Origin of the sequence: Devosia sp. (assembly GCF_025809055.1) — a bacterium.
Classification (GTDB): domain Bacteria; phylum Pseudomonadota; class Alphaproteobacteria; order Rhizobiales; family Devosiaceae; genus Devosia.
Genome location: NZ_CP075529.1, coordinates 501,956 through 524,013 on the forward strand (window position 1 = coordinate 501,956; position 22,058 = coordinate 524,013).

19 protein-coding genes, 2 tRNA genes and 1 pseudogene are annotated in these 22,058 nt (G+C 63.9%); 14 read left to right on the top strand and 8 right to left on the bottom strand.

Features of this window, described 5'->3' with window-relative positions; translation table 11 throughout:
• The first annotated feature begins 107 nt into the window (after positions 1 to 107).
• The 4 genes from KIT02_RS02425 to map are packed head-to-tail and all read left to right on the top strand — an operon-like array spanning position 108 to position 4,509.
• On the top strand, positions 108 to 899 hold the full coding sequence (locus KIT02_RS02425; protein WP_297581822.1) for a mechanosensitive ion channel domain-containing protein: 792 nt from the start codon (positions 108 to 110) through the stop codon (positions 897 to 899).
• A gap of 47 nt (positions 900 to 946) precedes the next feature.
• On the top strand, positions 947 to 2,092 hold the full coding sequence (tgt, locus tag KIT02_RS02430) for a tRNA guanosine(34) transglycosylase Tgt (protein ID WP_297581824.1): 1,146 nt from the start codon (positions 947 to 949) through the stop codon (positions 2,090 to 2,092).
• 17 nt (positions 2,093 to 2,109) lie between these two features.
• Positions 2,110 to 3,750 carry a glucose-6-phosphate isomerase gene (gene pgi / locus KIT02_RS02435; protein WP_297581826.1) on the top strand — a complete coding sequence of 547 codons (1,641 nt, stop codon included), beginning with the start codon at positions 2,110 to 2,112 and terminating at the stop codon, positions 3,748 to 3,750.
• 3 nt (positions 3,751 to 3,753) lie between these two features.
• Entirely contained in the window at positions 3,754 to 4,509 is a 756-nt protein-coding gene (gene map / locus KIT02_RS02440) for a type I methionyl aminopeptidase (RefSeq protein ID WP_297581828.1), read from the top strand.
• A 4-nt stretch (positions 4,510 to 4,513) separates the two neighbouring features.
• Here map and KIT02_RS02445 read toward each other — a convergent pair whose 3' ends face one another.
• The 4 genes from KIT02_RS02445 to KIT02_RS02460 form a co-directional block, all read right to left on the bottom strand.
• Positions 4,514 to 5,041 (bottom strand): hypothetical protein, encoded by a 528-nt coding sequence (locus KIT02_RS02445; protein WP_297581830.1) that lies wholly within the window; start codon positions 5,039 to 5,041, stop codon positions 4,514 to 4,516.
• A 152-nt stretch (positions 5,042 to 5,193) separates the two neighbouring features.
• Entirely contained in the window at positions 5,194 to 5,361 is a 168-nt protein-coding gene (locus tag KIT02_RS02450; protein ID WP_297581832.1) for a hypothetical protein, read from the bottom strand.
• 76 nt (positions 5,362 to 5,437) lie between these two features.
• Positions 5,438 to 5,512, bottom strand: a tRNA-Lys gene (locus KIT02_RS02455).
• Between the two features lie 54 nt (positions 5,513 to 5,566).
• Entirely contained in the window at positions 5,567 to 6,367 is an 801-nt protein-coding gene (locus KIT02_RS02460) for a hypothetical protein (RefSeq protein ID WP_297581834.1), read from the bottom strand.
• Between the two features lie 142 nt (positions 6,368 to 6,509).
• Here KIT02_RS02460 and glmU point away from each other — a divergent pair, with 142 nt between their 5' ends.
• Positions 6,510 to 7,862 (top strand): bifunctional UDP-N-acetylglucosamine diphosphorylase/glucosamine-1-phosphate N-acetyltransferase GlmU, encoded by a 1,353-nt coding sequence (gene glmU, locus KIT02_RS02465; RefSeq protein WP_297581836.1) that lies wholly within the window; start codon positions 6,510 to 6,512, stop codon positions 7,860 to 7,862.
• 3 nt (positions 7,863 to 7,865) lie between these two features.
• The gene (gene glmS / locus KIT02_RS02470) at positions 7,866 to 9,692 is read left to right on the top strand and encodes a glutamine--fructose-6-phosphate transaminase (isomerizing) (protein ID WP_297581838.1); all 1,827 of its coding nucleotides are present in this window, start codon (positions 7,866 to 7,868) and stop codon (positions 9,690 to 9,692) included.
• Between the two features lie 383 nt (positions 9,693 to 10,075).
• Here the strand turns inward: glmS and recG are convergent, their stop codons facing one another.
• On the bottom strand, positions 10,076 to 12,190 hold the full coding sequence (gene recG / locus KIT02_RS02475; protein WP_297585080.1) for an ATP-dependent DNA helicase RecG: 2,115 nt from the start codon (positions 12,188 to 12,190) through the stop codon (positions 10,076 to 10,078).
• A gap of 149 nt (positions 12,191 to 12,339) precedes the next feature.
• Between recG and KIT02_RS02480 the strand changes: the two genes are divergently transcribed.
• The 3 genes from KIT02_RS02480 (at position 12,340) to KIT02_RS02490 (ending at position 17,036) form a co-directional block, all read left to right on the top strand.
• Positions 12,340 to 12,618, top strand: coding sequence for a succinate dehydrogenase assembly factor 2 (locus KIT02_RS02480; protein WP_297581840.1), 279 nt, complete (start codon positions 12,340 to 12,342; stop codon positions 12,616 to 12,618).
• Positions 12,615 to 16,103, top strand: coding sequence for a transcription-repair coupling factor (mfd, locus tag KIT02_RS02485; RefSeq protein WP_297581842.1), 3,489 nt, complete (start codon positions 12,615 to 12,617; stop codon positions 16,101 to 16,103). The genes KIT02_RS02480 and mfd overlap by 4 nt, the downstream gene beginning before the upstream one ends.
• 144 nt (positions 16,104 to 16,247) lie before the next feature.
• The gene (locus KIT02_RS02490) at positions 16,248 to 17,036 is read left to right on the top strand and encodes an invasion associated locus B family protein (protein ID WP_297581845.1); all 789 of its coding nucleotides are present in this window, start codon (positions 16,248 to 16,250) and stop codon (positions 17,034 to 17,036) included.
• Positions 17,037 to 17,098: 62 nt separating this feature from the next.
• On the opposite strand, the gene KIT02_RS02495 is transcribed toward KIT02_RS02490, so the two are convergent.
• From KIT02_RS02495 to KIT02_RS02505, 3 genes are read right to left on the bottom strand one after another with little or no spacing between them, the layout of a single operon-like run.
• Positions 17,099 to 18,256, bottom strand: a complete 1,158-nt coding sequence (locus KIT02_RS02495; RefSeq protein ID WP_297581847.1) for an FAD-dependent monooxygenase — start codon at positions 18,254 to 18,256, stop codon at positions 17,099 to 17,101.
• On the bottom strand, positions 18,253 to 18,723 hold the full coding sequence (locus tag KIT02_RS02500; RefSeq protein ID WP_297581849.1) for a DUF6691 family protein: 471 nt from the start codon (positions 18,721 to 18,723) through the stop codon (positions 18,253 to 18,255). The genes KIT02_RS02495 and KIT02_RS02500 overlap by 4 nt, the downstream gene beginning before the upstream one ends.
• The gene (locus KIT02_RS02505) at positions 18,723 to 19,175 is read right to left on the bottom strand and encodes a YeeE/YedE family protein (RefSeq protein WP_297585082.1); all 453 of its coding nucleotides are present in this window, start codon (positions 19,173 to 19,175) and stop codon (positions 18,723 to 18,725) included. Before KIT02_RS02505 ends, KIT02_RS02500 begins: the two co-directional genes overlap by 1 nt.
• Positions 19,176 to 19,364: 189 nt before the next feature.
• Between KIT02_RS02505 and KIT02_RS02510 the strand changes: the two are divergent.
• The 5 genes and pseudogenes from KIT02_RS02510 to KIT02_RS02530 form a co-directional block, all read left to right on the top strand.
• Positions 19,365 to 20,099 (top strand): annotated as a pseudogene (locus KIT02_RS02510) (TerC family protein); the annotation flags it as partial.
• 194 nt (positions 20,100 to 20,293) lie between these two features.
• On the top strand, positions 20,294 to 21,265 hold the full coding sequence (locus tag KIT02_RS02515; RefSeq protein ID WP_297581851.1) for a quinone oxidoreductase: 972 nt from the start codon (positions 20,294 to 20,296) through the stop codon (positions 21,263 to 21,265).
• Between the two features lie 65 nt (positions 21,266 to 21,330).
• Positions 21,331 to 21,420: transfer RNA gene (locus KIT02_RS02520), tRNA-Ser, on the top strand.
• A 19-nt stretch (positions 21,421 to 21,439) separates the two neighbouring features.
• Positions 21,440 to 21,676: a hypothetical protein gene (locus KIT02_RS02525; RefSeq protein ID WP_297581853.1), complete on the top strand. Its 237-nt coding sequence runs from the start codon at positions 21,440 to 21,442 to the stop codon at positions 21,674 to 21,676.
• Between the two features lie 199 nt (positions 21,677 to 21,875).
• Positions 21,876 to 22,052: a hypothetical protein gene (locus KIT02_RS02530; RefSeq protein ID WP_297581855.1), complete on the top strand. Its 177-nt coding sequence runs from the start codon at positions 21,876 to 21,878 to the stop codon at positions 22,050 to 22,052.
• Positions 22,053 to 22,058: the final 6 nt, after the last annotated feature.

Genomic DNA, 22,058 nt, shown 5'->3' on the forward strand with positions numbered 1-22,058 from the left:
AGAGGGGTAAAGAATGGCAGAAGTTCGGTACGAGTCGCCAATTGGCCCGTTTCCCGTGACCTGACTGCGGCAGCCACATCTAGTCCCGTACCTGCAAGGAGCCTGCCTTGAACAATACTGACCTTCTCGGTGTCTCAACGGCATGGATTCTCGCCAATGCCTGGTCGGCGCTGGTCGCCATTCTCGTGCTGGTCGCGGGATGGATGCTGGCCAATATCCTGTCGCGCACACTCGTGACCCTGTTGTCCACGCGCGTGCGCAGTAGCGGCACCGTGGCGCCGCTGATCGGCCAGGCACTGCGCTATGCAATCCTGTTCGTCACCGTCATCGTGGTTCTCGGTCAGTTTGGCGTGGAAACGGCATCCATTCTCGCCGTGCTCGGCGCGGCGGGCCTCGCCATTGCCCTGGCCCTGCAGGGCACGCTGGCCAATATCGCCGCCGGTATCATGCTGGTCTTCCTGCGGCCCTTCAATGCCGGTGACTATATCGACGCCGATGGCATTGTCGGCACCGTGGTCGAGATCGGGCTTTTTGCCACCCAGATGCGCACCATTGATGGCGTCTATCTGTTCGCGCCGAACTCGAAACTCTCCAATGCCAAGATCCTCAATTACAGCCGTGAATCCGATCGGATCGTCGAGGTCCGGTTCAACGTGCCGCGCGGGGCCGACCTGGGACACGTCCGCTCGCAGCTGATCGGTGCCATGCGCACCGACTTTTCCTCGCCCGAGGCCAAGTCGGAAATCCTGCTCGACACGCTGTCGGATTCGACCATGACGCTTGTGGCGCGCGTGCCGGTGCGCAGCGGCGACTGGTGGCGCGCCCGCTCCGAGGTGCAGGAGCGCATCAAGGCGATCCTGCAAGCCAACAAGGACTTTGCACCGGGAGATGAAGCCTGACATGCCGGTGATTGTCGCGGGCCGGGCAAACGGCTAGAACCCGCGCCATGAACACGACGCACGCGACCAAGCAGGTCACTTTCTCACTCCTGGCCAGCGACGGCATGGCGCGGCATGGCCGCATCGACACGCCGCGCGGGGAAATCAACACGCCCGCCTTCATGCCGGTCGGCACTGCCGGCACGGTCAAGGCCATGTATCCCGAACAGGTTCGCGAGACCGGCGCCGATATCCTGCTCGGCAATACCTACCACCTGATGCTGAGGCCCGGTGCCGAGCGCGTCGCTTCGCTTGGTGGTCTGCACACCTTCATGGACTGGCAGCGTCCGATCCTCACCGACAGCGGCGGCTTCCAGGTGATGTCGCTGGCCAAGCTGCGCAAGCTCACCGAGAAGGGCGTCACCTTCAAGTCCCATATCGACGGCTCCAGCCATGAGCTGACGCCGGAGCGCTCCATCGAAATCCAGACGCTGCTCGACAGCGATATCATCATGCAGCTTGATGAGTGCATCGCCCTGCCGGCGGAGCGCAAGGAGATCGAGCGGGCCATGGAACTGTCGCTGCGCTGGGCCGACCGGTCCAAGACGGCGTTCAACAACCAGGCCAACCGCGCCCTGTTCGGCATCGTGCAGGGCGGCGACGACCCCGAACTGCGCGCCAGATCGGCCGCGGGGCTGCAATCCATCGGCTTCGATGGCTATTCGATCGGCGGACTGGCCGTGGGCGAACCGCAGGAGGTGATGTTCCGGGTGCTGTCCGACATCACACCGGAATTGCCCTGGGATCGCCCGCGATATCTCATGGGCGTAGGCAAGCCGGACGACATCCTGGGTGGCATCGAGCGCGGCGTCGACATGTTCGACTGCGTCCACCCCACCCGCGCCGGCCGTCACGGCCATGCCTATACGCGGTTCGGCGTCATCAACCTGAAAAATGCCCGGCATAAGGATGACCACCGGCCGCTGGACGAGCAGTCGCCCAACCCCAATTGCCGCCGCTGGAGCCGGGCGTATCTACATCATCTCGTTAAGACAGAAGAGATTTTGGGCGCGATGGTCCTTTCGCAGATCAACCTCGCCTATTATCAAGAGCTCACCGCCGGGGCGCGCAAGGCGATCTCGGATGGCGGCATGACGGGTTTTGCCGCAGAAACGCGGGCCGCATGGGCGGCCGGCGACCTTCCACCGCTATGATTTCAGGAGTTTGACTGATGGCCAAATCGGGGCGCAAGGCCGGTTTCGAGACGCTGGGCAAGCTCAGGAAAAGCATGGAAGACCAGCCCATGCGGCTGCTCTTCGCCGAGGATCCCAATCGCTTCCAGCGGTTTTCGGCAAGCGGGGCCGATATCCTGCTCGACTATTCCAAGAACCGCATCGATGAAGCGGTGATGGATGCCCTGTTCGACCTGGCGCGCGCCGCCGGCGTCGAGGAGCGCCGCACCCAGATGTGCGAAGGCGAGCATATCAACATCACCGAAGACCGCGCCGTCATGCACATGGCGCTGCGCTACCAGGGCGGGCAGCCGGTCGAGGTTGATGGCAAGGATGTCATGCCCGATGTGCGGGCGGTGCTGAAGGCCATCGAAAATTACACCAATGCCATCCGCAATGGCGAGATTCGCGGGCATGGCGGCGAGCAGTTCACCGATGTGGTCAATATCGGTATCGGCGGGTCCGATCTGGGCCCGGTGATGGTGACCCTGGCGCTGGCGCCCTATACGCGGCCCGACCTGCGGGCGCATTACGTGTCCAATGTCGATGGCGCCCATATCCACGATACGCTCAGGGGCCTCGACCCGAAGAAGACGCTGTTCATCGTGGCGTCGAAAACCTTCACCACCGACGAAACTATGACCAATGCCCATTCGGCCCGCGACTGGATTGCCGATACGCTGGGCGAAGAGGCAGTGCCGAACCACTTTGCGGCGGTCTCGACCAATATCGAGGCCTGCGCCAAGTTCGGCATCCGCGAAGACCGCATTTTCGGCTTCTGGGACTGGGTCGGCGGGCGCTACTCGGTGTGGTCTGCCATCGGCCTGCCGGTGGCGCTGGCGGTCGGTTATGACAATTTCGCCAGATTCCTGGCCGGCGCCGACGCCATGGACCGGCATTTCCTGGAAACACCGCTGGAAAACAACCTGCCGGTGATCATGGGGCTGCTCGGCGTCTGGTATCGCAATGCCTGGGGCTTCTCGACCCATGCCGTGCTGCCCTATGACCAGCGGCTCAGCCGCTTTCCGGCCTATCTCCAGCAGCAGGACATGGAAAGCAACGGCAAGTCGGTGACGCTCAACGGCAAGCCCGTGGGCTGGTCGACCGGCCCCATCGTGTGGGGCGAGCCGGGCACGAATGGCCAGCACGCCTTCTACCAGCTGATCCACCAGGGTACCGATGTCATCCCCTGCGATTTCCTTATCGCTGCCCAGCCGCATGAGCACCTGCCGCCGCATCACGACAAGCTGGTGGCAAACGTCCTGGCCCAATCCGAAGCGCTGATGCTCGGCAAGACCGAGGAAGAGGTTGTCGGCGAACTCAAGGCGCAGGGGCTTGGCAAGGACCAAATCAAGGCGTTGACCCCGCACAAGGTGTTTCCCGGCAACCGGCCCTCGAACACCCTGTTCTATCCCAAGCTGACGCCGGAAATTCTCGGCTCTCTCGTGGCGCTCTACGAGCACAAGGTGTTCGTCCAGGGCGTCATCTGGAACGTCAATTCCTATGATCAGTGGGGCGTGGAACTGGGCAAGCAACTGGCCAAGGCCCTGTTGCCCAAGGTGCAGGGACAGCAGAGCGGCGAGGGCCACGATGCCTCCACGCAGGGTCTGCTCGGCTATTACCTCGCCAACAAGGGGTGAGCCGTGACCATCACCACCGATGAACAACTCGAAAAGCTCAAGGCCATCGGGCGCATCTGTGCGGTGGCGCGGGACGCCATGGCGGCAGCGATGCGGCCGGGGATGACAACGCTCGAGTTGGACGAGATCGGTGCAAGGGTACTGGCTGAGAACGGGGCGCTCTCGGCGCCGGTCGTCACGTACGATTTTCCCGGCGTTACCTGCATTTCCGTCAATGAAGAGATTGCCCATGGCATCCCCGGCGACCGGGTGTTGCACGAGGGAGATCTGGTCAATATCGATGTGTCGGCAGTCAAAGATGGCGTTTTTGCCGATTGTGGCGCGTCGTTCGTGCTCGGCAAGGGCGACAGGCGGCTCGATGCGCTGTGCCGTGATGGCAAGAAGGCCATGTGGGCCGGAATCGGTGCCGTCAAGGCCGGCGCGCCGCTGGCCGACATCGGCACGGCTATTGGCAAGGTGGCAAAAAAGGGTGGCTATACGCTGATCCGCAACCTCGCCAGCCACGGCGTCGGCGACAGCCTGCACGACGAGCCGGGCGAAATCCCGACCTGGCCGGACCGCTCGGAACGGCGCACCATCGGCAATGGGCTGGTGTTCACCATCGAGCCCTTCCTGTCCATGGGGGGGCGTTCTGCCGAGCAGATGTATGAGGACGACGAGTGGACGCTGACGGCCGAGCCGCTGGCCCCCACGGTGCAATATGAACACACCGTGGTCGCGACCCCGCGCGGGGCCGTGGTGGTGACGCTGGCGGGCTGAGGGTTTAGCGCCAGAGGATCAGGAGCGGTCCGATCAGGATCAATCCCAGAGCAACCGGCAGGCGCAGCGCTCCCAGCCGGCGCAGGGCGGGTACGCTGAGCAGCGATGACAAGAGCAGGAAGCCGGCCAGCGCAATTACCGCCGGCGTGATGGCCGAGACGCGCAACGGCGCGGATTCGGTCAGTTGCAGATAGATCATGTGGCCGCCCGAAAAGCCGATCAGCGCCGTAATCACCACGGCGGCAGCCTTGGCGACGATCAACAGCGCGGTATCGAGCGTGTGACTGGTCAGCACCAGCACGAAGCCACTGGCCACCACATGCACGGCGGCCAGTGTCGAGAACAGCCGGCTATCGGCGAGAAGCGGGATCAATTCCGGCGGGGCGGCGAGCGGTAGCGACCCCACCATTGGCAGATTGCCGCCATATTGGGCCAGAAGCGCAATGCCGTAGAGCATGACGAGGGTACTGGCCGCGAAGATCACCACGGTGACCATCAGAACCTTGATCAGTTCCATCGTATCCTGAGACATGGGCCGACGCTTTCAGTGTTTGGCAAATATTGGAGCATTTCTCGTTCCGATTGAAGCAGAACGAGGCTCTAATTCTTTGATTGGTCACGTTTTCGAACCATAAAAGTGGTGTCCACTTTTCTTGAAAACGCTCCAGCGGCCCCAGCCGATTCTCACACGCGGCCACCGGCGCGGCCGGCGCGAAAAACCGGAAAGCGGACCCGCCGGTCCGCGCCCGGGCGCGTTTGGGTGCGCGGTCGGAACTCCTCGGAAAGCTCGCCTGCATCGGCCCGGAAATCGAGCTCTGCATAGGGATCGGGGTCGGTCGAGATCAACGGCATGGCATGACCCGGGACATCGGATTGGCAACCTGCGGTGTGCCGCAAGAGGTGACCCGAGGATGGCGGCAAAGGGAAATGGTACGCCGGGAGGGGGTCGAACCCTCGACCATTCGATTAAAAGTCGAATGCTCTACCACTGAGCTACCGGCGCCCTTGCAAACGCCGTCTGGCGTTGCGGCGGAAAATAGCTGGACTTGCCCTTGTGTCAACCGCCTTCGGAAGCCGAAACGGCGCTATCCAGAGGAAGACCGGCATAGGGCGTTGGCAGGCAGGCCACGGAAACGCGCTCGACCCGTTCGCAAAGCGCGCGAGCAGCGACGATGTCGGCAATCGGCCCGATGATGATGCGTTGCTGTCCAGGTTCTGTGTCGTCGCTGACCAGCGGGGTCATGCCGAACAGCAGCGGCCCCAATTTGACGTTGAGATCCCGCCAGAGGGCAGGGGCGGTTTCCCCGTCAATCGGCGCACCGATCGCAACGCCATAGCCGCTGGCCGACGCGGTCGTGCTCTCGACCAGCGCAGGCAACGGTTGCTGCGCTGCTGCTGGCGTGGCAAGGCCCGGCATCGGGAACTGTCTGACGGCAACCGAGCCCCCCTCGGCATCAAAGGTCAGGGTTTCGTCGCCGCCAACCGAGGCCGTCAGGTTGGCCCTGTCCACCAAGGCGCCGGCGGGAATGGCCTCGAGCAGTTTTGGCACGCTGACTTCCAGGGCCCCGACGCGGCGCACCACCTCGTTGCTGGTCCGCTCCTGCAATCCGAATCGGCTGGAGAGCTGTTCATTTTCCCGCTTGAGGCGCAGGGTTTCTTCGGTCAGCCCGCTCACCTGCAACCGGATACTGTCGAGCGAGGACGAGGTTACCCGAGGCTGATGCAGGGCGCCGAGCAGGCTCTGGGGCATGAGCGCGGAGACGTTGGCGCCGAAAACGGCCAGCCCAAGGGAGACGAGGGCGGTGACGCCCCAGAGCGTCACATCCGACTGCCTGAACTGCTCGGAAGCCTTGGCCATCGCCCCATTTTCCCGAAAGGCCGCGAATCGTGCGGCTCCACTGGGCAAAGCATGGGCCCTTTGTTATCGGTTCGCCAACTGTTCGCTGCCATAAATTTGTGAAAATGCGGGCCAATAGACCGCAAATGGACCAGAGACTTTCATGACCGAACTACTGACCATCATTCTCGCGGCGGGCGAAGGCACCAGAATGAAGTCGGCCATGCCCAAGGTGCTTCACCCTGTGGGCGGCATGCCGATCATCGGCCATGTGGCACGGGCGGCAAGGGAGGCGGGCTCCGGCGCGATTGCGCTCGTCACCGGGCCGCGCCATGCCGCGATCCGCGAGACGGTGACGGCCATCGATGCGGATGTGGTGCATTTCGAGCAGACCGTGGCCAAAGGTACGGCCCATGCCGCTTCCATGGCGCGGGCCCTGTTCGAGAAGGCGACAGGTTACGTCGCCGTGGTCTATGGTGATCATCCATTGCTGCGTGGCACCAATTTTCGCGCCGTGCTTGATCGGCTCGATGCCGGGCTGGACGTTGCCATCCTCGGTTTCGAACCGCGCGATCCGACGGGCTATGGCCGTTTCATCACCGACGGTGACACGCTGCTGGCCATTCGCGAGCACAAGGATGCCAATGAGGACGAGCGGCGCATCCGCCTCTGCAATGCCTGCATCCTGGCGTTCCGTGCCGAGGTGTTCCGCGACCTGATCGACAAGGTTGAAACCAATAATGCCCAGAGCGAATACTACCTGACCGACCTTGTCGGCCTTGCCAATTCGGCGGGCAAACGCGTCGGCTACGGGCTGGCGCCAGAAAACGACGTCATGGGCGTCAATGACCGCAGCCAGTTGGCGCGGGCCGAGGGCCTGTTCCAGGACGTACGCCGGGATGACTTCATGAAAGCCGGCGTGACACTCAAGGACCCGGCCAGTGTCTGGTTCTCCTACGACACCGAAATCGGCAAGGACGTCACGATTTTTCCGCATGTGGTGTTCGGTCCGGGCGTCAGCATCGCCGACAATGTCGAGATCCGGCCCTTCTGCGATATCGAAGAGGCCGTGATCGGCGAGGGCGCGACCATCGGGCCCTTCGCGCGCATCCGTGGCGGTGCGGAACTGGGGCCGGACGTGCACCTGGGCAATTTCGTCGAGGTGAAGAAATCCAGGATCGGTGCCGGCACCAAGGCAGGCCATCTGAGCTATCTCGGCGATGCGGAAATCGGCACCAAAACCAATATCGGTGCGGGCACCATCACCTGCAATTACGACGGCGTGAACAAGGACAAGACGGTCATCGGCGACAATGTCTTTATTGGCTCAAACGCCTCGCTGGTGGCGCCGGTGACCATTGGCGATGGCGCCTATACGGGCTCTGGCAGCGTCATCACCAAGGATGTCCCTGCCGATGCCCTGGCCGTTGGCCGGGCGCGTCAGGAGAACAAGGTGGGCTATGCGCCCAGGCTGAAGGAACGGGCGCTGGCCAAGAAGGCCGCCAAGGGGAAGTAAGACATGTGCGGGATCGTTGGAATCGTTGGTGATGCACCGGTCGCGGGCCGGTTGGTCGACGCCCTGAAACGCCTCGAATATCGCGGCTATGACAGCGCCGGGGTGGCCACTCTCGAAGGCGGGACCATCGCGCGCCGCCGCGCCGAGGGCAAATTGGGCAATCTGGCCAGCAAGCTGGGCATGGAGCCGCTGGATGGCCATATCGGCATCGGCCATACCCGCTGGGCCACGCATGGCGCGCCGACCGAGAACAATGCCCATCCCCATGCGACCGAGCGGGTTGCCATCGTCCATAACGGCATCATCGAGAATTTCCGCGAGCTACTGGAAGACCTGGCCCGGGACGGCTACCACCCGCAGACGCAGACGGACACGGAGTCCGTGGCGCTTTGGGTGACGCGTGAGATCGACAATGGCGCCGATCCGGAACTGGCGGTTGCCCGCACCCTCAAGAAACTCCGTGGTGCCTTTGCCCTGGCCTTCCTGTTCAAGGGCGAGAACGGGCTGCTGATCGCCGCCCGCCATGGTGCTCCCCTGGCCGTCGGCTATGGCACGACCGAGATGTATCTCGGGTCCGATGCCATGGCGCTGGCCCCCTTCACCTCGCGCCTGACCTATCTCGAAGACGGCGACTGGGCAGTGATCACCCCATCCGGCGTGACGATCCGGGACGGCAAGGACGCCGTGGTGCAGCGCGAGCAATTGTTGTCGCAGGCTTCGGCGCTGATGGTCGACAAGGGCAATCACCGCCATTTCATGGCCAAGGAAATCTACGAACAGCCCGAAACCATTTCGCACACGTTGAGCCGCTATGTGGATATGGGCGCCGAAAAGGTCGCGATCCGCGAAAGCCTGCCCTTCGACTTCGCGGACCTGTCGCGGCTGACCATGAGTGCGTGCGGGACTGCCTATTTTGCTGGGGCAATTGCCAAATACTGGTTCGAGCGCGTTGCGCGGCTGCCTGTCGATATCGACGTGGCCAGCGAGTTCCGCTACCGCGAACCGCCTCTGGAAAAGGGTGGGCTGTCGCTGTTCATCTCGCAGTCGGGCGAAACGGCCGATACGCTGGCCGCCCTGCGCTATTGCGCCGGGCAGGGTCAGCATGTGGCGAGCCTGGTCAATACGCTTGAATCCACCATTGCCCGGGAATCGGGCGTGGTGTTTCCCATTCTGTGCGGACCGGAAATCGGGGTGGCCTCGACCAAGGCGCTGACGGCGCAACTGACGGCGCTGGCAAGCCTAACGATCGCCGCCGGCCGGGCGCGGGGCGTGCTCAGCGCCGAGCAGGAAACAGACCTGGTCCGGGCGCTTGTTGCCCTGCCATCGGCGGTATCGGCGGCGCTGTCGGCGGAAAGCCAGATCATCGACATCTCCAAGCGCCTCTCCAAGGCCAAGGATGTGCTCTATCTCGGGCGTGGCGCGATGTTCCCCGTGGCTATGGAAGGCGCGCTAAAGCTGAAGGAAATCAGCTATATCCACGCCGAAGGTTATGCAGCAGGTGAGCTGAAGCACGGCCCCATCGCGCTGGTGGACGAAGCCATGCCGGTGATCGTGGTCGCCCCATCGGACGAGTTGGTCGACAAGACTCTGAGCAATATGCAGGAGGTTGCCGCACGCGGTGGCAAGATCATCCTGATCACCGATGCCGAGGGGGCGAAGACCGTCGGGCATGGCGTCGCCGACATCATCGAAATTCCCCACGTGCATTCCTTCGTGGCGCCGATCCTGGCGACCATTCCGGTGCAATTGCTGGCCTATCATACGGCTGTATTCATGGGCACCGACGTCGATCAGCCGCGTAATCTGGCGAAATCGGTGACGGTGGAGTAGGCGGGCTCGGTTGGGCGCTTCAATTGCGGCCACCCCTTCTCAGGGTCATTCCCGCGAAAGCGGGAACCCCCGTTGAACTTGGATCCCTGCTTTCGCAGGGGATGACACCGTGGTGTGGAGAGATCCCAGAGCCTCCTGTGCTCCCGACCTCGTGGTTCGACAGGCTCACCATGAGGTCCCACTGGCAACCTGGAGCCTTCCACCCCAAATCGAACCATCGCTTTCATCGCCCCCTCGCCCCTCAGGGGAGAGGGATGGGGTGAGGGGTGAATGCCTCTCGGCAAGAACGCAAATGTGAACCCCTCATCCGGCGCTTCGCGCCACCTTCTCCCCTCAGGGGAGAAGGGAAATGAGCCATCGTTTCAGTCCAGTCGTAAGGGGGTTTAGCCCGCGCGGATCAGCGGGATCGCCTGCTGTTTCCTGAACAGGTAGAGCAGGGTGCGGATGGCTTCGCCTTCGGGGCCGGTGAGGCCGGGATTGCGGGCCATCAGGGTTTTGGCGTCGTCATGGGCGAAATCGAGAAGGTGCCGGTGCACATCGGGCACGGCCAGGCGGTAGCCCGGCATGCCGGACTGGCGTGTGCCCAGCACGTCGCCCTGGCCGCGCAATTCGAGGTCGCGCTCGGCAATGATGAAGCCGTCTTCGGTGGATTTGATGGTTTCGAGGCGCGCCTTGGCCGTTTCGCTCAATGGCTCCTTGTAGAGCAACAGGCAGGCCGAGCGCTGATCGCCGCGCCCGACGCGGCCGCGCAACTGGTGGAGTTGGGCCAGCCCGAAACGCTCGGCGTGCTCGATGATCATGATCGTGGCATTGGGCACGTCGACGCCCACTTCAATGACCGTGGTGGCCACCAGAAGTTGGAGTTCATTGGCCTTGAACCGGTCCATCACGTCCTGCTTGGCCGCCGCCGACATGCGCCCATGAACAAGGGCGACGCGATCACCGAAAACCTTGCGGAGTTCGGCGAAGCGGTCCTCGGCACTGACGACATCCAGTGTCTCGCTCTCTTCGACCAGCGGACAGACCCAATAGGCCTGCGCGCCCTCGTCCAGGCGGGACTGCAGGCGCGCGATGACCCGGTCATAATCCTGGATGGACATGACTGCCGTGTCGATGGGCTGGCGGCCCTTCGGCTTTTCGCGCAGCACGCTGACGGCCATGTCGCCGAAATGGGTGAGCACCAGGGTGCGGGGAATGGGTGTGGCGGTCATCACCAACAGATCGGTATGACGGCCCTTGTCGGACAATGCCAGCCGCTGATGCACGCCGAACCGATGCTGCTCATCAACGACCGTCAGGCCTAGATCCTTGAATTCTATGTCGGACTGGAACAGGGCGTGGGTACCCACGGCGATCGACACGCTGCCATCCGCCAGTCCGGCGAGAATTTCGCGCCTCTGTGCTGCCGGCATCTTGCCGGTCAACAGGGCGCACCCGATGCCGGCCGCTTCGCAGATCGGGGCAATGGTCCGGAAATGCTGGGCCGCCAGGAGTTCCGTGGGCGCCATGAGTGCCGATTGCGCCCCGGATTCGGTCATGGCGGCCATGGCCATGAGTGCGACGACGGTTTTGCCGGAGCCGACATCGCCCTGCAGCAGGCGGCTCATGCGGTCGGGCGCAGCAAGGTCGGCCATGATGTCGCCAAGCGCATCCTTTTGGCCCTGGGTCAGGGAAAAGGGCAGGTGACCGCTCACCCGCCCGGTCGCGGCACCCGTGAATGTGCGGGCAATGCCCCGCGCCGACACCATGCTGGAGCGCACCAGTTGCAGCGTAATCTGCCCGGCCAGGTATTCGTCGTAGGCGAGGCGCTGCCGGGCAGGGGACCACAGTTCGGCATCATCGGGCCGTTCGGGCAAATGGACCTGCTGCATGGCATGGGCAAATGCCGGCCACGTTCTCTCCGTCATGGTTGCGGGATCGATCCACTCGGGAAGGGCGGGCACGGCCTCGACCGCCTGCCGCACCAGCTTGGACAGGGCCTTGGATGAGAGCCCGTTCGTCAGGGGATAGACCGGCTCAACCAGCGGCAGGGTGGCGAATTTTTCGGGCTCGACCACGTAGTCGGGATGCGTGATCTGCTTTTCGCCATTGAAGAAGCCGATCTTGCCCGAAACGTAGCGGTCTTCGCCCACCGGGAGGGATTTTTCCACCCAGCCGCCCTGGGCCCGGAAAAACACCAGCTGGATGTCGCCGCTGTCGTCGTGGGCGAAGACGCGATGCGGAATATGCGGCTTGCCGCGGGGCGGCGGCTGGTGCCGGTCGATATGCAGGCGCAGCGTCACCACCTGATTGAGATAGGCCTCGGCAATGCCGACCTGCCGGCGCCGGTCGACCACGCCGGTCGGCATGTGCATGAGAATGTCGAGGACGATGGCTTCCTGGCCCTCAGGCGCGCCGAAATAGCGGTTCAGCAGCGCGGCCAATTTGTCGCCCACGCCCTTGACGGCGTGCAGCGAGCGGAACAGCGGTGCAAGGACTTCTGGGCGGGGCACGACGATTCTCCTCCCAGGAAAGTGGCACAGGCTTGCCCTGCATGTCTCCCATCCGAGCAATGGTGCGCAATTCGGGCAAACCATGGGCTGACAATGGCGTCGAAGCCGCGTAATAAAGCGTCCAAATCGGGAACAAACGGGATCATGGTCGTCAAATGACAGCCGGTGAGGACATTGCTATTCGCCGCAAGCGCCTGCGGTATCGGGCCTGGCACAGGGGCACCAAGGAAATGGACCTGATCCTGGGCCCCTTCGCCGATGCCAATATCGAGGGTTTCGGCACCGCCGAGCTCAATCGGCTGGAACAGCTGATGGACGAGGAAGACCCGCCATTGCTCAAATGGGTCATGCGGCAGGAAGAGCCGCCGGCCCATGTGGATCGCGATTTTCTCGAGAGCGTCATCGCCGATCACCAGGAGCGGATCGGCAAATGAACGACCTGAGCGCAGCCGCACCGCCGGTCCGCACACTGTCCAACGTGCCCGACGGCATGCAGCCGATGGTGCTGGCACGCCTGATCGAGGAGCGCTTGAAGGCGGCTCCGGACGATGCGGCAAGCCTGGTTTTCGTTGCCCGGGATGGGCGCCGGCTGCAACGCATGGCCGACGTGCTTTCGGCCATGCTGCCCGGACACACGATCCTGACGTTGCCGGCCTGGGACTGTCTGCCCTATGACCGCGTCTCGCCCAATACCGTAACCGTGGCCGCGCGGATGAGCACGCTCGCCGCGCTGACCTGCGAGGGCAAAGGGGCCGTGGTGCTGACCGCGGTCAACTCGCTGATCCAGAAACTGCCGCCGCGCGACGTGGTCGAGACCATGAGTTTCTCGGCCATGGTCGGGCGGGTGGTGGACAGCGACAAGCTGGTGGCCTGGGCCAGCAATAACGGCTATCTGCGCGTGCCGACGGTGCGCGAAAGCGGCGAATATGCCGTGCGCGGTGGCCTGGTCGATCTGTTTCCCGCCGGGGCCGAGGCGCCGCTGCGTTTCGACTTTTTCGGCAGCCAGCTCGAATCCATCCGCACCTTCGATCCGGACAGCCAGAGGACCACTGGCACGCTCAAGCGCATCGACCTGACGCCGATGAGCGAGGTGGTGCTGAACGAGACGACCATACGTCGCTTCCGGCAGAATTATACGGCTGCCTTCGGCGGCAACACGGTCGATGACACGCTCTATGCCTCGGTCAGCGGCGGGTCGCGTTATTCGGGCACCGAACACTGGCTGCCGTTCTTCTACAACCACATGGACCGTCTTGCCGATTATACCGGCGACGCGCCCTTTGTGTTTGACGACCAGGCCGCCGAGGCTTTTGCCGAGCGCGTGACGCAAATCCGCGACTACTACGAGGCCCGCGAGGCCGCGCGGCTGACGCCGCAGGTGGCGGGGGCAGGGGCGCCTTACAAGCCGATCAACCCCGACCTGCTTTACGATCTGGGCGCCGCCCCGGCGTCGCTCGCTGGCGCCTCGGTCATCCAGTTCTCGCCCTTCCTGTCGCCCAATGCCGGGCGGGGCGACGACATCGGCGGGCATATCGCCCCCAGTTTTGCGGCCGAACGCGCCGCCTCCGACGTCAATCTCTTCGAGGCGGTTGTCGAGCGGTTGCTGGCCGAGCGGCGGGCCGGACGCCGGGCCATTATCGCCTGCTGGAGCGCCGGTACGCGCGACCGCATGGCCCAGGTGCTCAAGGATCACGGGCTGACCAATCCGCGCCTGGCGGAGAACTGGCGGGACGCCGAGACCACGAGCGCAGCCACCACCTCGCTGGTGGTGTTGCCACTCGAGACCGGGTTCGAGACCAAGGACCTGCTGGTCCTGTCGGAACAGGACATTCTGGGCGAGCGCATCCTCCGCCCGCAGCGCAAGAAGAAGGCCTCGGACGCCCTGACCGAGGCAGCCTCGCTTTCGGCGGGCGACCTTGTGGTGCATGTCGATCACGGTATCGGCCGGTTCCTCGGCCTCAAGGTGATCGAGGCTGGCGGCGCGCCGCATGAATGTGTCGAACTGCAATATGCCGGAGACACAAAGCTCTACCTGCCGGTTGAAAATATCGAGCTATTGACGCGCTATGGCTCGGACGACGCTTCGGTCACGCTGGACAAGCTGGGCGGCGTGGCCTGGCAGGCCAAGAAGGGCAAGCTCAAGAAGCGCATCCGCGAAATGGCGGAACAACTCATCAAGCTGGCCGCGCAGCGCCTGCTGGTGAAAGCCGACGTGGTTGATCTCAACCCCGGCGCCTATGAGGAATTTGCCGCGCGCTTCCCCTATGAAGAGACGGAAGACCAGCTCAATGCCATCGAGGCCGTTTTCGACGACCTGACCTCCGGCAAGGTCATGGACCGCCTGGTGTGCGGCGATGTCGGCTTTGGCAAGACCGAAGTGGCCCTGCGTGCCGCGTTCGGCGTGGCCCTGAGCGGCAAGCAGGTGGCCGTGGTGGTGCCGACCACGCTGCTGGCGCGCCAGCACTTCAAAACCTTTTCGGAGCGGTTCAAGGGCCTTCCGGTGCGGGTGCGGCACGCCTCGCGCATGGTGCCGGCGGCCGAGCTCAAGGCCACCAAGGACGGGCTCGCCGATGGCCAGGTCGACATCGTGGTGGGCACCCATGTGCTCCTGAGCAAGTCCATCAAGTTCAATGACCTCGGGCTGCTCATCATCGACGAGGAACAGCATTTCGGCGTGGGCCACAAGGAGCGCCTCAAGGAGCTCAAGGCCAATGTGCATGTGCTGACGCTGACGGCGACGCCGATCCCGCGGACGCTGCAACTGGCGCTGACAGGCGTGCGCGACCTGAGCCTCTTGGCCACGCCGCCGGTGGACCGGCTCGCCATCCGCACCTTCATCTCGCCCTTCGATCCGCTGTCGATCCGCGAGGCGCTGCTGCGCGAGAAATATCGCGGCGGGCAGAGTTTCTACGTGGTGCCGCGCATCAAGGACCAGCCGGATATCGCCGAGTTCCTGCGCCAGCAGGTGCCCGAAGTGTCGTTCGTGGTCGCCAATGGGCAAATGCCGCCGGGCGAGCTCGACGACATCATGAATGCCTTCTACGACAACAAGTTCGACGTGCTGCTGGCCACCACCATCGTCGAATCGGGCCTCGACATTCCCAATGCCAATACGCTGATCGTTCATCGCGCCGACCAGTTCGGCCTGGCCCAGCTTTACCAGATCCGCGGCCGCATCGGCCGGGCCAAGGCGCGCGCCTATGCCCTGTTCACCGTGCCGCCCGATCGCAAACTGACCGATACCGCCGAACGGCGGCTGGGGGTGCTGCAATCGCTCGAGAGTCTGGGCGCCGGTTTCCAGCTGGCCAGCCACGATCTAGACATTCGCGGGGCAGGGAACCTGCTCGGCGACGAGCAGTCGGGCCATATCCGCGAAGTCGGGTTCGAACTCTACCAGGCCATGCTCGAAGAGGCGGTGGCGGCGCTGAAATCCGGCGAAGAAGAATACGAGGATCGCAACGAGTGGAGCCCGACGATTTCGCTCGGCATGCCGGTGATGATCCCCGAGCACTATGTGCCGGACCTGCAGCTGCGTATGCAGCTCTATCGCCGGCTCGGCGATTTGACCGATATCCGCGACATCGACGCGGCCGGGGCCGAACTCATCGACCGCTTCGGGCCCTTGCCCGAGGAGGTTGAGGCGCTGCTCAAGGTGATCCTGGTCAAATCCTTGTGCCGGCAGGCCAATGTCGAAAAGGTCGATGCCGGCCCCAAGGGCGCGGTGATCACCCTGCGCAATAGCGAGTTCCCGAATCCGGCGGGGCTGGTGAAGCTGGTGAGCGATCCGGCCAACCAGGTTCGCATCAAGCCCGATCAGAAACTCGTGTTCGTGCGCAATTGGCCAACGCCCGAACATAGGCTCAAGGGGGCGGCAGCAATCCTGTCAAAGCTGGCAAAACTGGCCGAAACCGGGGCCTAGAACCCCCGGTGTTGCCGCTAGGGCGCATAATCTTTTGGCAAGGGTCGTCGGTCATGTTATTGCCCGATTTGAGCCCTTGAAGGGCTGTTCAGATTTTTGGTGGCACGCAGCTGCCGGGACCGCCAAGGAAGGCAAGGACATTTTATGAACCTCAGGAAACCAATCGTCGCCGGTGTTGCGGTGGCCGCGCTGATGCTGTCCCCACTCTCGGCATTCGCCCAGGACACCACCACGACCACCGAAACCACGACCGAGACGACGGAGACCCCGGCCACCGAGACGCCGGCAACCGACGCGCCCGCCACGGACGCGCCTGCCGCCGATGCCGGTACTGCCGGTGTTGCCGCCGCTGTCGAAGGCCTGCCGTCGCAAAACTGGCTCAAGGTCTGTGACCCGCTGGAAAATGGCCAGAAGGCCTGCATCATGCGCCAGGTCGTTCTGGCCAATGGGCAGTTCCTCGGCTCCTTCCTGCTCCGTGACGATCCGGGCCAGGAAAGCCGCCTCTTGGCCGTTGCCGCCGTTCCGCTCGGGGTGCTGCTGCCCTTCGGCCTGACCTGGCAGATCGACAATTCCAAGCCGGTGCGCGTGCCCTACATGCTGTGCGACACCCAGTCCTGCTCCACGCAGTTGGTGATCAACGAGCAGTATGTCAATTCGCTCAAGCGCGGCGCCAAGCTGACGCTGACCGCCAAGAACCGCCAGAACGAAGATCTTGCCATCGAGATCAACCTGGCCGGCTTCACCGCAACCTATGACGGCGAAGCAGCGCTGACCTTCGAGCAGCTGCAGCAGGAAACCTCCGGCCAGAATGCCCTGGAACAGGTTCTGCAGGACCGGGCCGAGCAGCTCCGCCAGGAACTGACCACCCAGCCTGGTACGGACGCTCCCGCAACGCCGGAAACGCCGGCCACCGAGGAAGCTCCGGCTCAGTAAGACCGGTATCGGTTCTACCGAATTGGAAAGGGCGCCCACGAGGCGCCCTTTTTCTTTGGGGGTTAGCGGCGGCCCATGCCCATGTCGAAGGCCTGCCGCCGGAGGCCCGGCATGAGTTTGAGGGCCCAGAGGCCTCCGGCACGCAGCGCCTGGCTCGGCAGCATATCGGCCAGCAGGGAGCGGAACAGCGTATCCACCATGCTTCCCGTGCGGATGAGGTCGCCGGAGCGCAGGTCGGCATAGGCGGCACTGGCGGCGAGGCCCCAATCGTCGCGCGCCCGATCCGCATCGGCCACGACGGCAACGAGATCGGCGACATCACGCAGGCCCAGATTGAGCCCCTGGGCGCCAATGGGTGGGAAGGCATGGGCGCTTTCGCCCACGAGAGCCGTGCCGTCGACGCCGGCCGTTTCAACGCTCAATGTGCTCAAGGGAAAGATGAAGCTGGGCGAGGCAAGCTCGATCCGGCCGAAGAGGTTCTGCGACTGCCTGCGAATGGCGGCAAGCAGACTTTCGGGGCCCGAGGATTGCGCTTCGCGCAGCACTGACTCTTCGTCGATCCACACCAGATTGGCGCGATTTCCGCCCGCCGGGACCAGCGTGAACGGCCCATGGGGGTAGTGGAACTCTATGGATGTGCCCTGGATGGAGCGCCCAAGCGTCAGGTCGCACACAAGCGCCGACTCGGCAAAACTGTGCTCGCGCGTGCCGATACCGGCCTCAGCGCGGATCAGCGACTTCTTGCCATCGGCCCCGACGACCAGCGGCGCCGACAGGGTGGCGCCATCGGCGAGCGTGACGGTGCCCAAAACCCCATTGCGCTGATAGTGGGTGACGGCCTCGGCGCGGGTTGTGATCCGTTCGTCGGGTGCCGCGGCCTGGAAGCTTTCCAGCAGGCTGGCATTGGAAAAATTCCAGCCGAAGGCATCCAGCCCCACCTCGGCGGCCTCGAACAGCGTTTCGGGTGCACGGATCAGCCGGGGGGTCGCATCGATGATGCGAATGGCGGTCAGTGCGTGACCGAGACTGGCCGGATCCGCGATGAGGCCGCTCCCGGTCAGGAAATCGACGCTGGGCATCATCAGGGCTGACGTGCGCCGGTCCACCGGCGCCTTGGGCGCAACGTGAATGATGTCGAGGCCGATACGGGCAAGGGCAGCGGCGGCAGCAAGTCCGGCGAGGCCCCCGCCGACGACGATGATGTCGGCATCCTGGCTCATGCCATGGCATCCTTGAGGCGCCGATCGTGGCCACTGGGGGCGATCAGGCTGCCTGCCCAGGAGCCGACGAACATGGCCACGAGGAAGAACCACAGCCCGTCGGGCTGGAAGGCGATGAGCGAAATGGCCGGGCCCGGGCAAATGCCGGACATGCCCCAGCCGACGCCGAACAGAGCTGCTCCGCCGACCAGCCTTGTGTTGATTTTCTTGTATTCCGGTTCGTGGAAGGTCTTGTCGAACAGGGGCGCCTGGCGCGTCCGGCCGATGCGGATGGCGATGAACATGACCAGGATTGCCGGGACGATGACGAAGGCCAGGCTCGGGTCCCAGCCGCCGCTCGGGATGGCGGTGAAATCGAGGAAGCGCAGGACTTTGAGCGGGTCGACCATCTGTGAGACGTAGAGACCAGCGCCGAACAGGGCGCCGCTGAGGGCGGCAGTGGCCAGATAGGGCAGCCTTACGCTCATCAGACAATCCCCGTGATGGTGACGGTCAGAATGGCGACCGAGAAGAAAACCAGCACTGCAACGAGCGAACGCAGGGACAGGCGGGCCAGGCCGCACACCCCGTGACCCGAGGTGCAGCCATTGCCGATCTTGGTGCCGAAACCGGTCAGCAGGCCGGCAATCACAAGCCATACCGGCATCGGCATGTTCCAGCCGGCGGGCGCTTGGGCCAGAAGCGATGGCTCGGCTCCGCCAGCGCCAAGCTGCGGGAACAGCCGGGCGCAAAGCCAGGCCGAGCCGACAAGGAAAGCCAGGAAGACCAGGCGCCAGACCACGGTCTGCGCCGGGGGCAGCAATTGCCCGAATATGCCGGATATGCCGGCAATCCGGCCATTTCCAAGCCAGAGCACGGCCGAGGCAAGGCCGATCAGGGCGCCGCCCAGCGCGGCAGTCAGGGGCGTAAAGGATTCCATGGGCATGACCTCTCGGACAACGTCTTGGCTTTGAAACTAGACCGACCGCGCGGGGCATACCAGCGCCGCCGCCTTGCGGCCATTCCCAATGCGGTCGCAGCAACCGAAAATCTTGGCGCAAGCCCTTCACCACAAGGAACACGCACCCTAGATTGGTGCCGCACCTGACTCGAATCCGAGGGAACCGAGATGCTTGAACTGTTGGCCGACCCGAATGTCTGGATCGCCTTCGCCACCCTGACGGTCATGGAGATCGTTCTGGGGATCGACAATATCGTCTTCATCTCTGTTCTCGTGTCGCGCTTGCCGCGCGAGCAGGCGGAGTTTGCCCGCAAGCTCGGTATCGGGCTGGCGCTGGTCTTCCGCATCGTGCTGCTGTTCCTCATCAGCTGGATCGTGCAGTTGCAGGATCCGGTGTTCGAGGCCTTTGGCCACGGGTTCTCCTGGAAGGATATCATCCTGGTCGCCGGTGGCGGTTTCCTCATCTACAAGGCCACCCACGAAATGCATGCGGCAATCGAGGATGACCACGAGGTCACCGCATCGTCGGCGGGGCAGGCGACGCTTCAGGCCATTCTGCTGCAGATCGTCGTCATCGACATGGTGTTCTCGATCGATTCGATCATCACCGCCGTCGGCATGGTGCCGGCCGATCAGGTCGCCGTCATGGTGGCGGCCGTTCTTGTCGCGGTGGCGGTGATGTTCGTCGCCTCGGGCCCGATTGCAAAGTTCGTGGCCGAGCACCCCACCACCAAGATGCTGGCCCTTGCCTTCCTGCTGCTGATCGGCGTGACGCTTGTGGCCGATGGCATGGGCTTCCACATCCCCAAGGGTTACATCTATTCGGCCATGGCGTTCTCCGTCCTGGTGGAAGCCATCAACGTCATCGCCAAGGGGCGCAAGCAGAAGCGTCAGGGTGCCCATGGCAAGGCCGATTTCACACCCTTCACCGGCGACACCGGTTCCGTCTCCACCGAGGAAGCGCTTGCCGCGATCCAGGGTGCTCCGGCGCCGGCCGTAAAGCCGGTGGCCGCGCCCGCTGCGCCGGCCAAGCCGCGGGCCAAATCCGGTCCGACCTCTCGCCCCAAATCTGCCCCTCGTAAGCCGAAAGCGCCCAAATGACCCGTGTCGTTGCCGTTCACCAAACCGGTGGTCCTGAAGTTCTGTCGGTTGAGGACTGGCAAATCGGGGCGCCCGGGCCGGGCGAGGTGCGCGTGCGCCAGACTGCCATCGGCCTCAATTTTATCGATACCTATCAGCGCTCCGGGCTCTACCCGCTGCCCTTGCCCTTCGTGGCCGGCAACGAGGCGGCCGGTGTGGTCACCGCCATCGGCGACGGGGTGACCGAGGTCAAGGTCGGCGATCGGGTCTGCTACCAGGGCACGTCCGGGGCCTATGCCGAGGAGCGGTTGGCGCCGGCCGCCAAGCTGGTCCCCATTCCTGACGGCATCGACGACCAGAGCGCCGCCGCGATCATGCTCAAGGGGCTGACGGCCTATTACCTGCTGTTCAAGACCTGGCCTGTGCAAAGCGGCGAGACCATCCTCTGGCACGCCGCCGCAGGCGGCACCGGGCTGATCGCCACGCAATGGGCCAAGTCGCTCGGCGCAACGGTCATCGGCACCGCCGGTGGCCCCGAAAAGGTGGCGCTGGCCAAGGCGCATGGCTGCGACCATGTCATCGACTACCGGGCCGAGGATTTTCCCGCACGCGTCAAGGAGATCACCGGGGGCAGGGGTGTCGACGTCGTCTATGACGGGGTCGGCAAGCAGACGTTTGAAGGCTCGCTCGACTGCCTGCGGCCGCGCGGCCTGCTGGCCAGCTTCGGCAATGCATCCGGCGTCGTCAGTGTTCCCGATCTGGGGCTTCTGGCCCGCAAGGGATCGCTCTACGTCACCCGTCCGACCGGCGCCCACTATTTTGCCCGGCGCGAAGACCTGCTCGAGGGCGCGAGCGCCCTGTTCGCCGCCGTCAGTTCCGGCGCCATCAAGGTCGAAATCGGCCGCACCTTCGAACTGGCGGCAGCAGCAGACGCGCATCGCGCGCTGGAAGGCCGGGAAACCACCGGGTCGGTGGTGCTGGTTCCCTAGCGGCGAACAATCAGCGGCGCGCGGGGCTGGACACTTTTCCCGCGCGCCGCTAAAGGCTCAGGCACGGGCAGGTGGCAGAGCGGTTGATTGCTCCGGTCTTGAAAACCGGCGAAGGTGCAAGCCTTCCGGGGGTTCGAATCCCTCCCTGCCCGCCAAAACAGCAGGACGACACCGATGAGCCGCAAGGAATTTGACGCTTCGCGCATGCGGCGCATGAAACGGGTGGCCGGCCGGCATGGGCTGACCATTCTCACATCCGACAAGATCAAGGTGCTTGGGCAACCGGGCGGGCACGCGCTGCGCGAGGATGCTTCGTTCAAGGTGATTTACGGGGATGTGCCCAAGCCATTTTCGGCCTCGCTCGACGACATAGAATCTTATCTCGACAAGCTCGAAGCGGGCGAAGAGTAAGAGCTACTGTCTTATCCGGCAAGGTACTCCGTGAACCGGATCGGGACAATTCGTTATTCAAACGGTAACGGGAATCGCCGCACACTGGGATCGTAGGCTCGCCTGAGGCGTTGCGCTCTCAGGTTTTTGTGGTCGCGGGATCCCTGCGGAAACCGGTACCCTACTTCCGCAGCCCCGCCCTGTGTGGAGGCGCGTTACCGTGTTTACCCTGATCAACGCCGACGCCGAAGAAGACGACGCCGAAATCACCGACCCCCAGGAAATCGCGGAACTGTTTGCCGCCATCGCCGCCGTGGCCATCGAGGCCATCGGTGCGGGCAATGTCCGTGACCTGTTCGAGGCCGTGGTTGAGCAGGAGGGCCGTGACCCCAATTAGCGCATT

What these genes read in the sequence shown, in the direction of transcription:
- tgt (WP_297581824.1), top strand. Translation starts at nt 947, where the DNA reads ATGAACACGACGCACGCGACCAAGCAGGTCACTTTCTCACTCCTGGCC.
- pgi (WP_297581826.1), top strand. Translation starts at nt 2,110, where the DNA reads ATGGCCAAATCGGGGCGCAAGGCCGGTTTCGAGACGCTGGGCAAGCTC.
- KIT02_RS02445 (WP_297581830.1), bottom strand. Translation starts at nt 5,041, where the DNA reads ATGTCTCAGGATACGATGGAACTGATCAAGGTTCTGATGGTCACCGTG.
- KIT02_RS02450 (WP_297581832.1), bottom strand. Translation starts at nt 5,361, where the DNA reads ATGCCGTTGATCTCGACCGACCCCGATCCCTATGCAGAGCTCGATTTC.
- KIT02_RS02460 (WP_297581834.1), bottom strand. Translation starts at nt 6,367, where the DNA reads ATGGCCAAGGCTTCCGAGCAGTTCAGGCAGTCGGATGTGACGCTCTGG.
- glmU (WP_297581836.1), top strand. Translation starts at nt 6,510, where the DNA reads ATGACCGAACTACTGACCATCATTCTCGCGGCGGGCGAAGGCACCAGA.
- glmS (WP_297581838.1), top strand. Translation starts at nt 7,866, where the DNA reads ATGTGCGGGATCGTTGGAATCGTTGGTGATGCACCGGTCGCGGGCCGG.
- KIT02_RS02480 (WP_297581840.1), top strand. Translation starts at nt 12,340, where the DNA reads ATGACAGCCGGTGAGGACATTGCTATTCGCCGCAAGCGCCTGCGGTAT.
- mfd (WP_297581842.1), top strand. Translation starts at nt 12,615, where the DNA reads ATGAACGACCTGAGCGCAGCCGCACCGCCGGTCCGCACACTGTCCAAC.
- KIT02_RS02490 (WP_297581845.1), top strand. Translation starts at nt 16,248, where the DNA reads ATGAACCTCAGGAAACCAATCGTCGCCGGTGTTGCGGTGGCCGCGCTG.
- KIT02_RS02495 (WP_297581847.1), bottom strand. Translation starts at nt 18,256, where the DNA reads ATGAGCCAGGATGCCGACATCATCGTCGTCGGCGGGGGCCTCGCCGGA.
- KIT02_RS02500 (WP_297581849.1), bottom strand. Translation starts at nt 18,723, where the DNA reads ATGAGCGTAAGGCTGCCCTATCTGGCCACTGCCGCCCTCAGCGGCGCC.
- KIT02_RS02505 (WP_297585082.1), bottom strand. Translation starts at nt 19,175, where the DNA reads ATGGAATCCTTTACGCCCCTGACTGCCGCGCTGGGCGGCGCCCTGATC.
- KIT02_RS02515 (WP_297581851.1), top strand. Translation starts at nt 20,294, where the DNA reads ATGACCCGTGTCGTTGCCGTTCACCAAACCGGTGGTCCTGAAGTTCTG.
- KIT02_RS02525 (WP_297581853.1), top strand. Translation starts at nt 21,440, where the DNA reads ATGAGCCGCAAGGAATTTGACGCTTCGCGCATGCGGCGCATGAAACGG.